The sequence below is a fragment of the Micromonospora sp. NPDC050397 genome, assembly GCF_044901685.1.
Classification (GTDB): domain Bacteria; phylum Actinomycetota; class Actinomycetes; order Mycobacteriales; family Micromonosporaceae; genus Micromonospora_G.
Map to the genome: position 1 here is coordinate 48,676 of NZ_JBJDPS010000017.1, position 12,625 is coordinate 61,300.

At 69.6% G+C, this 12,625-nt stretch carries 14 protein-coding genes; 13 read left to right on the top strand and 1 reads right to left on the bottom strand.

Going from position 1 to position 12,625, the window contains the following annotated elements:
• Window positions 1-11 precede the first annotated feature (11 nt).
• The 10 genes from atpB to ACI2K4_RS31645 all read left to right on the top strand — a co-directional run bounded on the left by atpB (window position 12) and on the right by ACI2K4_RS31645 (window position 8,809).
• On the top strand, window positions 12-806 hold the full coding sequence (gene atpB / locus ACI2K4_RS31600; RefSeq protein ID WP_404516563.1) for a F0F1 ATP synthase subunit A: 795 nt from the start codon (window positions 12-14) through the stop codon (window positions 804-806).
• A gap of 67 nt (window positions 807-873) precedes the next feature.
• Window positions 874-1,098, top strand: a complete 225-nt coding sequence (locus ACI2K4_RS31605) for a F0F1 ATP synthase subunit C (protein WP_404516564.1) — start codon at window positions 874-876, stop codon at window positions 1,096-1,098.
• A gap of 37 nt (window positions 1,099-1,135) precedes the next feature.
• A complete protein-coding gene (locus ACI2K4_RS31610; protein ID WP_404516565.1) occupies window positions 1,136-1,672 on the top strand; it encodes a F0F1 ATP synthase subunit B in 537 nt (178 codons plus the stop codon).
• The gene (locus ACI2K4_RS31615) at window positions 1,672-2,493 is read left to right on the top strand and encodes a F0F1 ATP synthase subunit delta (RefSeq protein WP_404516567.1); all 822 of its coding nucleotides are present in this window, start codon (window positions 1,672-1,674) and stop codon (window positions 2,491-2,493) included. The genes ACI2K4_RS31610 and ACI2K4_RS31615 overlap by 1 nt, the downstream gene beginning before the upstream one ends.
• 67 nt (window positions 2,494-2,560) lie before the next feature.
• The gene (atpA, locus tag ACI2K4_RS31620; RefSeq protein ID WP_404516569.1) at window positions 2,561-4,213 is read left to right on the top strand and encodes a F0F1 ATP synthase subunit alpha; all 1,653 of its coding nucleotides are present in this window, start codon (window positions 2,561-2,563) and stop codon (window positions 4,211-4,213) included.
• Between the two features lie 9 nt (window positions 4,214-4,222).
• Window positions 4,223-5,158, top strand: a complete 936-nt coding sequence (locus ACI2K4_RS31625) for a F0F1 ATP synthase subunit gamma (RefSeq protein ID WP_404516570.1) — start codon at window positions 4,223-4,225, stop codon at window positions 5,156-5,158.
• Complete coding sequence (atpD, locus tag ACI2K4_RS31630; RefSeq protein ID WP_404516571.1) at window positions 5,158-6,594, top strand: F0F1 ATP synthase subunit beta; 1,437 nt, start codon at window positions 5,158-5,160, stop codon at window positions 6,592-6,594. The genes ACI2K4_RS31625 and atpD overlap by 1 nt, the downstream gene beginning before the upstream one ends.
• Before the next feature lie 183 nt (window positions 6,595-6,777).
• Window positions 6,778-7,914 carry an LCP family protein gene (locus tag ACI2K4_RS31635; protein ID WP_404516573.1) on the top strand — a complete coding sequence of 379 codons (1,137 nt, stop codon included), beginning with the start codon at window positions 6,778-6,780 and terminating at the stop codon, window positions 7,912-7,914.
• Between the two features lie 142 nt (window positions 7,915-8,056).
• On the top strand, window positions 8,057-8,341 hold the full coding sequence (locus tag ACI2K4_RS31640; RefSeq protein ID WP_404516575.1) for a F0F1 ATP synthase subunit epsilon: 285 nt from the start codon (window positions 8,057-8,059) through the stop codon (window positions 8,339-8,341).
• Between the two features lie 12 nt (window positions 8,342-8,353).
• Entirely contained in the window at window positions 8,354-8,809 is a 456-nt protein-coding gene (locus ACI2K4_RS31645) for a DUF2550 domain-containing protein (protein ID WP_404516577.1), read from the top strand.
• 209 nt (window positions 8,810-9,018) lie between these two features.
• Here ACI2K4_RS31645 and ACI2K4_RS31650 read toward each other — a convergent pair whose 3' ends face one another.
• Window positions 9,019-9,663, bottom strand: coding sequence for a class I SAM-dependent methyltransferase (locus ACI2K4_RS31650; protein WP_404516578.1), 645 nt, complete (start codon window positions 9,661-9,663; stop codon window positions 9,019-9,021).
• 127 nt (window positions 9,664-9,790) lie between these two features.
• On the opposite strand from ACI2K4_RS31650, the gene ACI2K4_RS31655 reads away from it, so the two are divergent.
• From ACI2K4_RS31655 to ACI2K4_RS31665, 3 genes are all read left to right on the top strand, one after another.
• Complete coding sequence (locus tag ACI2K4_RS31655) at window positions 9,791-10,978, top strand: sensor histidine kinase (protein WP_404516579.1); 1,188 nt, start codon at window positions 9,791-9,793, stop codon at window positions 10,976-10,978.
• Window positions 10,975-11,700 carry a response regulator gene (locus ACI2K4_RS31660; protein WP_404516580.1) on the top strand — a complete coding sequence of 242 codons (726 nt, stop codon included), beginning with the start codon at window positions 10,975-10,977 and terminating at the stop codon, window positions 11,698-11,700. Before ACI2K4_RS31655 ends, ACI2K4_RS31660 begins: the two co-directional genes overlap by 4 nt.
• Before the next feature lie 81 nt (window positions 11,701-11,781).
• Window positions 11,782-12,564 carry a DedA family protein gene (locus tag ACI2K4_RS31665; RefSeq protein ID WP_404516581.1) on the top strand — a complete coding sequence of 261 codons (783 nt, stop codon included), beginning with the start codon at window positions 11,782-11,784 and terminating at the stop codon, window positions 12,562-12,564.
• Window positions 12,565-12,625: the final 61 nt, after the last annotated feature.

Genomic DNA, 12,625 nt, shown 5'->3' on the forward strand with positions numbered 1-12,625 from the left:
GAAGGGACGCGGTGATCGGACAAACGGTCGTCCTCGCGGAGGGCGATTCCCCGTTTCCACCCAGCGTGGGGGACTTCTTCCTGCCCAGCATCGCCCCCTGGGGCGAACATTCGCTGTGGGTCACCAAGGTCACCCTGCTGGTCTGGGTCGCGGCCGGCCTGCTCATCCTGTACTTCCTGCTGAGCTACCGGAACCCGCAGCTCGTGCCGACGAAGAAGCAGTGGCTCGCCGAGTCGATCTACGGCTTCGTCCGCAACAACATAGCCGTGGAGATGATCGGACACCGCGGGGTCGCCTTCGCGCCGTACTTCACCACGCTCTTCTGCTTCATCCTGCTGACCAACCTGTTCAGCATCGTTCCGCTGATCCAGATCTCGCCGAACTCGCACATCGCCTTCCCGGCGATCTTCGCGGCGGTCAGCTACGTGATGTTCATCTGGGTGGGCATCCGGCACCACGGGGCGGGCAAGTTCTTCAAGCACTCGCTCATCCCGCCGGCGCCGTGGTACATCCTGCCGCTGCTGATCCCGATCGAGTTCTTCTCGACGTTCCTGGTCCGCCCGTTCTCACTGGCCGTGCGTCTGTTCGCGAACATGTTCGCCGGCCACATGCTCCTGCTGGTCTTCACCCTCGGCGGTTTCGCGATGCTCAACGCGACCCCGCTGCTGGCGCCGGTCTCGGTGCTCTCCTGGGTGATGACCGTGGGCCTGACCTTCCTCGAAGCGCTGGTCATCGTCCTGCAGGCATACGTCTTCGTCGTGCTGACCGCCAGCTACGTCCAGGGCGCTGTCGCCGAAGAGCACTGATCCACAAACGCACAACCGTTGTCGTCCCGCGTGACCGTCACGCGTGATAACCAGGAGGAACCAACTAATGGACATCGCCGCAGTAGAGGGCAGCGTCGCCGCCATCGGTTACGGCCTTGCCGCCATCGGCCCGGGTATCGGCGTCGGCCTGGTCTTTTCCGCGTACATCAACTCGACCGCGCGCCAGCCGGAGTCGTCGCGGATCACCCTGCCCTACGTCTGGATCGGCTTCGCCGTGATCGAGGCGCTCGCCCTGCTCGGCATCGCGTTCGGCTTCATCTGGGCAGGCTAGATCTAGTCCCGTCGGCCTTCGTCAACGGAGGGTTCACATGCTTTACATCGCTGCTGAGGGTGCCACCGAGCACAACCCGATCCTGCCGCTCTGGCAGGAGATCGTGGTTGGCTCGGTCGCCTTCGCGATCCTCTGCTTCGTACTGATGAAGTTCGTCTTCCCGCGGATGGAGCAGACCTTCCAGGCGCGGGTCGACGCGATCGAGGGTGGCATCAAGCGGGCCGAGGTCGCACAGGCCGAGGCCAACGAGCTTCTGGAGCAGTACCGGGCACAGTTGGCGGAGGCGCGTACCGACGCCGCCAAGATCCGCGACGACGCGCGGGCCGACGCCGAGGGCATCCGTCAGGACGTCCTGGCCAAGGCGCGCGAGGAGTCCGACCGGATCATCGCGCTCGGCAAGGAACAGCTCGCCGCCGAGCGGCAGACCATCGTGCGCGAGCTGCGCGCGGAGGTCGGCACGCTCGCCGTCGACCTGGCCAGCAAGATCGTCGGTGAGTCGCTGGCCGACGAGGCGCGTCAGAAGGGCACGGTCGAGCGGTTCCTGACCGGCCTCGAGAGCGCGGGGGCCCGCTGATGCAGGCCGCCAGCCGGGAGTCGTACGCCGCCGCGGCGGAACGTCTGGACGCGTACGCCCAGACCGCCCAGCCGTCGGCGATCGCCGACACCGCCGACGGGCTCCTCGCCGTGGCCGACCTGCTGCGCCGAGAGGTGCGGCTGCGGCGGGCCCTGTCCGATCCGGCCCGCACCGGGCAGGAGCGGGCCGGGCTGCTGGACAGCCTGCTCGGCGACAAGGTCACGTCGGACGCCAAGGAGCTGCTCACCGTCCTGGTGACCGGTCGCTGGTCGGCTCCCTCCGAGTTGCTGGAGGGAATCGAGCGGCTCGGTGTCGAGGCCGTGCTGGCCGGCGCCGACCGGGCCGACGACCTCGGCGAGGTCGAGGACGAGCTGTTCCGCTTCGGCCAGGTGGTCGGGGGAGACTCCGGCCTGAGCAACGCCCTCTCGGACCCGGTCGCGCCGGTGGCGCAGCGGTCCGAACTGCTCGGGGCACTGCTCTCCGGCAAGGCGAAGCCGTCGACCATCCGCCTGGCCGAGGTCGCCCTCGCCGGGTTCGGGGGACGGTCCTTCTCCAACGGGCTCACCCGCCTGGTGGAGCTGGCCGCCGACCGCCGGGACCGGCAGGTGGCCTACGTGACCGTCGCGGCGCCCCTCGGTGAGGAAGAGGAGCGCCGGCTGAGCGCCAAGCTGACCGAGATCTACGGTCGGGAGGTCACCGTCAAGCAGACGGTCGACCCGCACGTGCTCGGCGGGCTGAGCGTCCAGGTCGGTGCCGATCTCTACGACGGCACCATCCTGCGCCGACTCACCGAAACCCGTAACGCGCTCACCAAGCGCTGAACGAACAACGCCGTACTTAGCCTGCCGCTCTGAGTTAACTCCGGGCCCTGAATAGAGGAAGCAGAGGATGGCCGAGCTGACCATCTCGTCGGAGGAGATCCGCGGCGCCCTGGAGCGCTACGTCTCCTCCTATTCGCCCGACATCTCCCGCGAGGAGGTCGGCACCGTCGCCGACGCCGGTGACGGCATCGCGCACGTCGAGGGGCTTCCCTCGACGATGGCCAACGAGCTGCTGGAGTTCGAGGACGGCACGCTCGGTGTGGCGTTGAACCTCGACGTCCGTGAGATCGGCACCGTGGTGCTCGGCGACTTCGCCGGCATCGAGGAGGGCCAGCGGGTCAAGCGGACCGGCCGGGTGCTCTCCGTCCCGGTCGGCGACGCCTTCCTGGGTCGCGTGGTCAACGCGCTCGGTGACCCGATCGACGGTCTCGGCGAGATCGCCAACGAGGGCTACCGGGAGCTGGAGCTGCAGGCGCCGAACGTGATGGCCCGCCAGGGTGTCACCGAGGCGCTGCAGACCGGGATCAAGGCCATCGACGCGATGACCGCGATCGGCCGGGGTCAGCGCCAGCTGATCATCGGTGACCGGAAGACCGGCAAGACCACGGTCGCCATCGACACCATCCTCAACCAGCGGGACAACTGGCGGTCGGGTGACCCGGCCAAGCAGGTCCGCTGCATCTACGTGGCGATCGGCCAGAAGGCCTCCACCATCGCCTCGGTGAAGGGCCTGCTGGAGGAGCAGGGCGCGATGGAGTACACCACCATCGTCGCCTCGCCCGCCTCGGACCCGGCCGGCTTCAAGTACATCGCCCCGTACGCCGGCTCGTCCATCGGACAGCACTGGATGTACGGCGGCAAGCACGTCCTGATCGTCTTCGACGACCTGACCAAGCAGGCCGAGGCGTACCGGGCCGTGTCGCTGCTGCTGCGTCGCCCGCCGGGCCGTGAGGCGTACCCGGGTGACGTCTTCTACCTGCACTCCCGTCTGCTGGAGCGCTGCGCCAAGCTCTCCGACGAGCTGGGTGGCGGCTCGATGACCGGCCTGCCGATCATCGAGACCAAGGGCAACGACATCTCGGCGTTCATCCCGACCAACGTCATCTCGATCACCGACGGACAGATCTTCCTCGAGGGCGAGCTGTTCAACCAGGGTGTCCGGCCGGCGATCAACGTCGGTACCTCGGTCTCCCGGGTCGGTGGCGCGGCGCAGGTCAAGCCGATGAAGAAGGTCGCCGGCCGGCTCCGGCTGGACCTGGCCCAGTACCGCGAGCTGGAGGCGTTCGCCGCCTTCGCCTCCGACCTGGACCGGGCCTCCCGCAACCAGCTCGACCGTGGCGCCCGCCTGGTCGAACTGCTCAAGCAGCCGAACTACTCGCCGTTCGCGGTCGAGCAGCAGGTGGTGTCGGTCTGGGCCGGCACCGAGGGCAAGCTCGACGACATCGCTGTTCCGGATGTCCGCCGCTTCGAGACCGAGTTCCTCGACTTCCTCGGGCGCAACTACGCGCCGACGATGCAGTCGATCGCGGCCAACAACTGGAACGACGACATCACCACCGCCCTTGACGAGGCCATCGGCCGGTTCAAGCAGCAGTTCCTGGGTAACCAGAACGAGGTGAAGGTCAACGAGGCTGCCGCCGAACCGCTCGAGGGCGACGAGAACCGCGAAACCGTGACCCGGTTCCGCGACGGCGGGACCGATCGTCCGGTAGAGAAGTAGGGCTGAGCTATGGCGGCCCAGGTTCGCGTTCTTCGTCAACGAATCCGCTCGGCGAAGTCGATGAAGAAGATCACCAAGGCGATGGAGCTCGTGGCGACGAGCCGGATCGCCAAGGCCCAGGCCCGGGTGGCGGCGTCCCTGCCGTACGCCCAGGCCATCACCGGTGTGCTCACCGCGCTGGCGTCCAACGCGGCGATCGACCACCCGCTGCTCACCGCCCGTCCCCGGGTTCGGCGGGCCGGGGTGTTGGTGGTCACCAGTGACCGCGGCCTGGCCGGCGGTTACAGCTCCAACGCGATCAAGACGGCCGAGTCGCTACTGGCCCGGCTGCGCAACGACGGCAAGGAGCCGGTGCTCTACGTCATCGGCCGTAAGGGTGTCGGGTTCTACAAGTTCCGTGGCCGCCAGGTCGCGGCGAGCTGGACCGGCTTCTCGGAGCAGCCCACCTTCGCCGACGCCCGCGAGGTGGGTGAGACGCTGATCAAGGCGTTCACCCACGGCGCGGACGACGAGGGTGCCGGTGCCGGGCTCGACGGCGTGCTCGGCGTGGACGAGTTGCACATCGTCTACACCGAGTTCAAGTCGCTGATGACCCAGAACCCGATCACCCGGATCATCGGCCCGATGGAGGTCGAGGACCGTCCCCGGTCCGAGGCCCAGGGCCTGCTGCCGGCGTACGAGTTCGAGCCGGAGGCGGAGGCGCTGCTCGACGCGCTGTTGCCGAAGTACATCAACACCCGGATCTACGCGGCGTTGATCGAATCGGCGGCGAGCGAGTCGGCGGCACGTCGGCGCGCGATGAAGAGCGCGACCGACAACGCCGAGGACATGATCGGCAGGTACACCCGTGAGATGAACTCGGCCCGCCAGGCCGGGATCACCCAGGAGATCAGTGAGATCGTCGGCGGCGCCAACGCGCTGGCCGCGTCGGGAAGTGAAGTGTGATGACTGCACCAGTAGAGACGAAGACCGCCACCGGTCGGGTGGTACGGGTCATCGGCCCGGTCGTCGACGCCGAGTTCCCGCGCGACGCGATGCCCGACATCTTCAACGCCCTCAACGTCACCGTCTCGCTCTCCGGTGGAGAGAAGACGCTGACCCTCGAGGTCGCCCAGCACCTGGGTGACAACATGATCCGGGCCATCTCGATGCAGCCGACCGACGGTATGGTCCGCGGCGCCGAGGTGCGCGACACCGGCAGCCCGATCACCGTTCCGGTGGGCGACGGCACCAAGGGTCACGTGTTCAACGCGATCGGCGAGTGCCTCAACCTGAAGGAGGGCGAGAAGCTCCAGGTTTCCGACCGGTGGGGTATCCACCGGAAGGCACCGGCCTTCGCCGACCTGGAGCCGAAGACCGAGATGCTGGAGACCGGCATCAAGGTGCTCGACCTGCTCGCCCCGTACGTCAAGGGTGGCAAGATCGGCCTCTTCGGCGGCGCGGGCGTGGGCAAGACCGTGCTGATCCAGGAGATGATCATCCGGGTCGCGAACAACTTCGGTGGTACCTCGGTCTTCGCCGGGGTGGGGGAGCGGACCCGTGAGGGCAACGACCTGATCACCGAAATGACCGAGTCGGGCGTCATCGACAAGACCGCCCTGGTCTACGGCCAGATGGACGAGCCGCCGGGCACCCGGCTCCGGGTCGCCCTCTCCGCGCTGACCATGGCGGAGTACTTCCGGGACGTGCAGAAGCAGGAGGTGCTGCTCTTCATCGACAACATCTTCCGCTTCACCCAGGCCGGTTCGGAGGTCTCCACCCTGCTCGGCCGGATGCCGAGCGCGGTGGGATACCAGCCGACCCTCGCCGACGAGATGGGCGAGTTGCAGGAGCGGATCACGTCGGTCCGGGGCCAGGCGATCACCTCGATGCAGGCGATCTACGTGCCCGCGGACGACTACACCGACCCGGCGCCGGCGACCACCTTCGCCCACCTGGACGCGACCACCAACCTGGAGCGGTCGATCTCCGACAAGGGCATCTACCCGGCGGTGGACCCGCTGGCCTCCTCCTCGCGGATCCTCGCGCCGGAGTACGTCGGCCTGGAGCACTACACCGTCGCCTCCGAGGTGAAGCGGATCCTGCAGCGCTACAAGGACCTGCAGGACATCATCGCCATCCTCGGTATCGAGGAGCTCTCGGAAGAGGACAAGGTCACGGTCGGCCGGGCCCGTCGGATCGAGCGCTTCCTCTCGCAGAACACGTACGCGGCCGAGGTCTTCACCGGCATCAAGGGTTCGTACGTGCCGGTCAAGGACACCGTCGAGGCGTTCAAGAAGATCAGCGAGGGTGAGTTCGACCACTTCCCCGAGCAGGCCTTCTTCATGTGCGGTGGGCTCGACGACCTGGAGCGCAACGCTCGCGAGCTGATGAAGGACTAGTTTTTGTACCAAGGAGGGGGACCCTGTCGGCTGTTGCCGGCGGGGTCCCTTTTTTCGTGCCGGCCCGATCGCGCCGGGGTGAGTTGATCTTCCGAGGTGGCGCTCAGAAAGCAGCGCTACGCTCTGCCACGGTCGCGTCCCGCCGGAGGGCGCCCGAGAGCAGGCGACGACGGGAGATGCCGGGTGACCGACCTGGGTACGGCAACCACGCACGGTAGGCGCCGCAGCGGGTCGAGGGCGCCGCGCTGGGCACGCCTCTCGGTCGTCTTCGGTACGGTGCTCATGCTGCTCAGCGGTGTCGTGCTGATCGGGTTCGAGGCGCTGCTCTCCCGTTACCAGGGCGCGGTGGCCAGCGCCGACCTCTTCGGTGACGAGGCGTCGGGCACCCCGCCACCCAAGGTGTCGGACATCAAGGGGCCGGTCAACATCCTGCTGGTCGGCATCGACCCGCGACAGCCGTCGACCCCGCCGCTCGCCGACTCGATCATGATCCTGCACGTACCGGCCGGGATGGACCGGGCGTACCTCTTCTCGCTGCCCCGGGATCTGCGGGTGGACATCCCGGCCTTCCCGAAGGCCGACTACCCCGGTGGCAACGACCGGCTCAACTCGGCCATGTCGCACGGCAGCATCGTGGCGGGCAAGAATCCGGACGCCGCCCGCGGCTTCGAACTGCTCCAGACCACGATCAGCGAATACACCGGGATCAAACGGTTCGACGCGGGCGCGATCCTCAACTTCAACGGGTTCAAGAAGATCGTCGACGCGATGGGCGGCGTTGACATGTACATCGACGCCGACACGAAGTCCGAGCACCTCCAGCCGGACGGCACGCCACGACCCGGCAACCCGAACGGCGAGGGTTACGTCGGCCCGCAGCGGGAGTACAAGAAGGGCGAGGCCCACCTCAACGGTTGGCAGGCGCTGGACTACGTACGTCAGCGCAAGACCCTGGTCGACGGCGACTACGGGCGCCAGCGGCACCAGCAGCAGTTCATCCGGGCGATGGCCAGCCAGGCGTTGAGCCGGGACGTGGTGACCAACCCGCTCAAGCTCGACTCCGTACTCCGCGCGGCCGGTCAGTCCCTGATCTTCAACGGCCGGGGGCACAGCGTCGCGGACTGGGCCTTCGCCCTGCGGGATCTCCGGTCCGACTCGATGACCCTGATCAAACTGCCGCACGCCGCCCTCGGCTCCAGCAGCAACTACCAGGGCGAGGAGCTGAAGGCGCCGGCCGAGGAGTTCTTCGCCTCGGTGCAGGACGACAGCGTCGACGCGTTCGTGGCCGCCCACCCCGATCTGATCAACAAGGACAAGTGAACCGGGCCGGGTTGGACGTCGGCGGGAACCGGCCGGCGGAGCCGCAGGGGCACGCCGACGGTGCTTACGACCACCCGGCGTGGGTGTCGGTCGGGTACGCGACTAGACTCTTAACAATCCCGTCGCCGCACAAGGAGACAGCGTGGCAAATCAGCTACACGTCGAGCTCGTAGCCGTCGAGGAGAAGGTCTGGTCCGGCGAGGCCGAGATGGTCGTCGCGCGGACGACCGAAGGCGAACTCGGAGTGCTGCCGGGCCACGCCCCCCTGTTGGGGCAGTTGGCCGAGCCCGGTCAGGTCCGGATCAAACTTGCCGGTGGCGAGCAGGTCACCTACGAGGTCGCCGGAGGCTTCCTCTCGGTGACCGGTGAGGGCGTCACCGTACTGGCCGAGAGCGCCACCCCGGTCACCGCCGCAGCGACCCGCTGACCCGGCACGTCGGTGCTGGTTCTGGAATGGATCGGGGTCGGCGTTCTGGTCGTGCTCGCCGGCCTGTTGGTGCTCTTCGTCCGGCGCGCACTGGTGACCCGATCGGGTGGCATCATCCGGCTCAGCGTACGGGTGTCGACGATGCTCGACGGCCGTGGCTGGTCGCCCGGGTTTGGCCGCTTCACCGATGACGAGCTGCGCTGGTACCGGATGTTCAGCTTCGCCATCCGGCCCAAACGGGTGCTGGCCCGGCGCGGCCTCGCGGTCGAGCGGCGTCGGCTGCCGGAGGGGCAGGAGCAGTTCTCCATGCCGGCCGACTGGGTGATCCTTCGCTGTACCAGTCACCAGGCACCGGTGGAGATCGCGATGGCGCAATCCACGGTGACCGGATTCCTTTCCTGGCTCGAGGCCGCCCCTCCGGGGGCGGTCTCGCCGCGTCTCGGGGCTAACGACTGGCCGGCTGCCTGAGGGTTGTCTTGTGGAGTGCGGGTTTGGTCCGCGTGCTCGCTCCGGGTGGTGCGGGTTTGGCCCGCCGTGCCCGGCTCCGGGCGGTCAGGCTTGATCCCTCCGCCGGGCACGGCGGGCCAAACCCTGATTCCAGCGTGATTCCGAGACGTGAGCGCCCGGCCTCCGGGGTGGAGACCGGGCGTTGTTGTGTTGGCCGGAGCGGGTCTGGGTCAGTCGGTGGTGGTGGCGGCGCTGACGGGGTCGTGGGCGGTGCCGTGGGCGTGGGTGCGGATGGGGCGGCGGCAGTGGTAGACCAGCGCCGGTGGGACGTTCGCCCAGACCGTACGGCCGAGGGTGACCTCCTCGAACCGGGCCCGCAGCGCGGTGCGCAGCCGAGCGGCCGGTGGGGTCCAGATGGCGAAGAGGTAGGCGAACGTGGTGAACGCGCCGTCGTCGGCGAGGCCGTCGGCGACCGCGTCGAGCAGGTTCTGTTGCAGGCGCTCCTGGAACGCCGCCCAGGGTAGGCCGCTGACGATCACGTCGGCCTGGCGGTGGCCCCGGGCAGCCAGCAGTTCCCGCAGCTTCCGGGCGTCGTCGGAGATGACGTCGACCGCCGGGTAGCGCCGGCTGAGTGCCTCCGCGAAATCGGTGTTGATCTCGATCGCCAACTGGTGGCCCCGGCCACCGAGCCGGCGCTGGATCTCACCGGTGAAGGAGCCGGTGCCCGGCCCCAGTTCGACCACCACCGGGTCACCGGTACGGGGGACCGGAGCGGTGATCTTGTCCGCCAGAGCCGCCGAGCTGGGGGCGATCGCGCCCACCGACATCGGCTGACGGACGAACTGGGTCAGGAACGTTAGCTTCTCGTTGGCCACGGCCACCAAAATAGGCGATCGACGTGGCGGCCCCTTCGTCCGGATGGCCCGTAGCTCGGCCACCCGGAGGAGCCGCCCCGGCCGGTGGCGGGATCGCCCGGCCGGTCGGCGTTCGTATGGTTGGCAGGTGCGGACGGGGCGGTGGCGGCGGGGGCCGGATCTGTTGCTCGGACTGGTCGGCGTCGCGTTGATCGCGGCGAACGGCCTGCTCGGTTGGGCCGAGATCCAGGACAACCCGGTGGTCGCCACCCTGGCCACCGGCGCCGGGCTCGCGCTGTTCGCGGTACGGCGCTGGCCCTGGCCGACCCTGGTGGTCGAGGCCACCCTGCTGGTTGTCGCGGACGCCGTCGCCCCGCCCAACAGCATCATCACCCAACTCGGGCTGGCGGTCGCGCTCGCCGTGGTCGCCTACCGGGCCGGCTGGCTCGGCACCGGGTCGGCGTTCCTGCTGGCCTTCGGCGCGACCCTGGTCGACGTGATGGATCCGGACGTGGAACCGCTGCCGGTCTCGGACAAGGACGCGGTGGCGCGGCTGCTCGCGATCGCGGCACTGGTCGCCGCGCCGATCGTGTTCGGTCGCTACCTGCGGCGTCAGCGGGATGCCGCCCTCGTCGCCGAGGAGCGGATCTGGGAGGTGGAGAGCCGGCGGGCGGCCGAGAACCGCGCGGCCCGGCTCGCCGAGCGCACCGTCGTCGCCCGCGACCTGCACGACATCGTCGCCCACCATGTCAGTGCCATCGCGCTCCGGGCCGGTGCCGCCCAGTTCGCCGCCCGGCACACCGGCCGGGTGGACGACGCGGTGGCCGCCCTGGGCGAGGTACGGAGCACGGCCGGACAGGTGCTGGACGAGTTGCGGGAGCTGCTGGAGGTGCTGCGTGACCCCGAGGCGGTCGACGCGACCACGGTGCTGGTCGAGCCGGAGCAGATCTTCCGGGACGCCGTACGCCGGGTCGAGGCGGGCGGCCTCGCCGTGGTGCTCACCGGAGCCGACCTGGTGGCCGGGGCGCCGCTGGTGGTACGTACCACCGCCGCCCGGGTTGTCCAGGAGGGGCTGACCAACGCCCTGAAGCACGCCGGCTCCGGTGCCTCGGTGTCGGTGCGGCTGGCCCGGGAGGAGCGCGGGTTGCTGGTCGAGGTCGTCGACACCGGCCCGCCGCGGGCCGATCCGGAGCGGTCGCCACTGCCGCCGTCCGGGCACGGCCTGGCGGGGATGCGGGAGCGGGTCGGGCTGCTCGGCGGTAGGTTTGCGGCCGGTCCCGCCGCCGAGGGTGGGTGGCGGCTGACCGCGCACCTACCGGTCAAGGAGTTCTCGTGATCCGCGTCCTCGTCGTGGACGACCAGGCGCTGGTCCGCGCCGGTGTCTGCCTGCTGCTGCGAGCGGCCGGTGGGTTCGAGGTCGTCGGTGAGGCCGGTGACGGGCGTGAGGCCGTACGCCTGGCCGAGCGGTTCCGTCCCGACGTCGTCCTGATGGACCTGCGAATGCCGGGAATGGACGGCATCGAGGCGACCCGGCGGATCGTCGAGCACCACCCCGCCAGCCGGGTGTTGGTGTTGACCACGTTCGCCGACGACGCCGACATCTACGGGGCGCTCGGCGCGGGTGCGATCGGCTACCTGGTGAAGGACGGTGCCCCGGAGGATCTGGTCGACGCGGTGCTCCGGGCGGCCCGGGGCGAGGCGCTGCTGGCTCCGCCCGTACTGGCCCGGATCGTCGGTCGGGCGCTGCGCGCGCACCAGCGGGACGTACGGCGGCCGGCGGAGGAGCCGAAGCCACGGCACCGCCTGCTCACCGCCCGGGAACGGGAGGTGCTCGCCCTGGTCGGAGCGGGGTTGTCCAACGCGGAGATCGCCGGGCGCCTGCACCTGGGCATCACCACCGTCAAGACCCACGTCTCGGCCGCGATGGAGAAACTCCAGCTCCGCAACCGGGTGCAGGCAGCCGTGGTGGCCCACCGGCTGGGCCTGGTGGACGACAACTTCCATCCGGTCGTCCAGCAGCCGGACGGGCACCCCGAGCCGGACCCGTACGGCCCCTAGGGTCTTTGCCGGCCACCCGGAGGAGGCGCGGCGGCTGGCCGGACGACGCCGGACCGGGGCGCCGACGGCGACGGTGGTGCGATGGAGATCTTCGCCGTCTTTGTCGACTGGCTCACCGGCCTGCCGACCGGTTGGCTCTATTTCACCGTGTTCCTGGTGCTCTCCGCCGAGGTCGCCATCCTGCCCGGAATGGTGCTCCCGGCCGCCACCACCATGCTCACGGTCGGGTTCCTGGCCCGTACCGGCGCCCTGGAGGTCGTCACCGCGCTGGCGGTGACGAGTGTGGCCGCCATGGTCGGCGACCAGGTCGCCTTCCTGGAGGGACGACTGGTCGGCCCGCGCCTACGGCACAGCCGGTTCGGCCGGCGGATCGCCGACCACCGGTGGGAGCGGGCGGAGCGGCTGTTCACCAGCAGGGGTGGGCCGGCGGTCCTGCTCGGCCGCTGGACACCGTACGTCCGGACCCTGGTGCCCCGGGTGGCGGCCGTGGCTGGCCTGCCCTACCGGCGGTTCGTGCTCTTCGACGCCGCCGCGGTGCTGGTCTGGGTGCCCGGCATCTTCCTGATGGGTTACCTCGCCGGGGCGTCGTACCTGAAGATGGGCGGGATGGTCACGACGGTGGCGGTGGTCGCGGTCGCGGCGGCGGCCGGGGTCGGGGCGGCGGCGTGGCTGCGCCGACGCCGGCCCGGCGTCGGCGGTCGCCGCGCCGGCAAGGCCACCCGAACCGACCGGGACCCCGCCACAGGTTGCCGAGCAGCGGTACGCGACGGCCGCTCGCCGCTGCGCCGGCTCGACCGCGACCCGCGTCGGACCCACCCGGTCAGTCGGATCGTCCGCCCGCTCCGGGACCGGGCCCACCGATGACCAGTCACCGCCCACCGGGATCGGGACACCCGCCCCACGGTCACCAGTCCACCGCCCAGCC

What these genes read in the sequence shown, in the direction of transcription:
- atpA (WP_404516569.1), top strand. Translation starts at nt 2,561, where the DNA reads ATGGCCGAGCTGACCATCTCGTCGGAGGAGATCCGCGGCGCCCTGGAG.
- ACI2K4_RS31615 (WP_404516567.1), top strand. Translation starts at nt 1,672, where the DNA reads ATGCAGGCCGCCAGCCGGGAGTCGTACGCCGCCGCGGCGGAACGTCTG.
- atpD (WP_404516571.1), top strand. Translation starts at nt 5,158, where the DNA reads ATGACTGCACCAGTAGAGACGAAGACCGCCACCGGTCGGGTGGTACGG.
- ACI2K4_RS31665 (WP_404516581.1), top strand. Translation starts at nt 11,782, where the DNA reads ATGGAGATCTTCGCCGTCTTTGTCGACTGGCTCACCGGCCTGCCGACC.
- ACI2K4_RS31605 (WP_404516564.1), top strand. Translation starts at nt 874, where the DNA reads ATGGACATCGCCGCAGTAGAGGGCAGCGTCGCCGCCATCGGTTACGGC.
- ACI2K4_RS31625 (WP_404516570.1), top strand. Translation starts at nt 4,223, where the DNA reads ATGGCGGCCCAGGTTCGCGTTCTTCGTCAACGAATCCGCTCGGCGAAG.
- ACI2K4_RS31610 (WP_404516565.1), top strand. Translation starts at nt 1,136, where the DNA reads ATGCTTTACATCGCTGCTGAGGGTGCCACCGAGCACAACCCGATCCTG.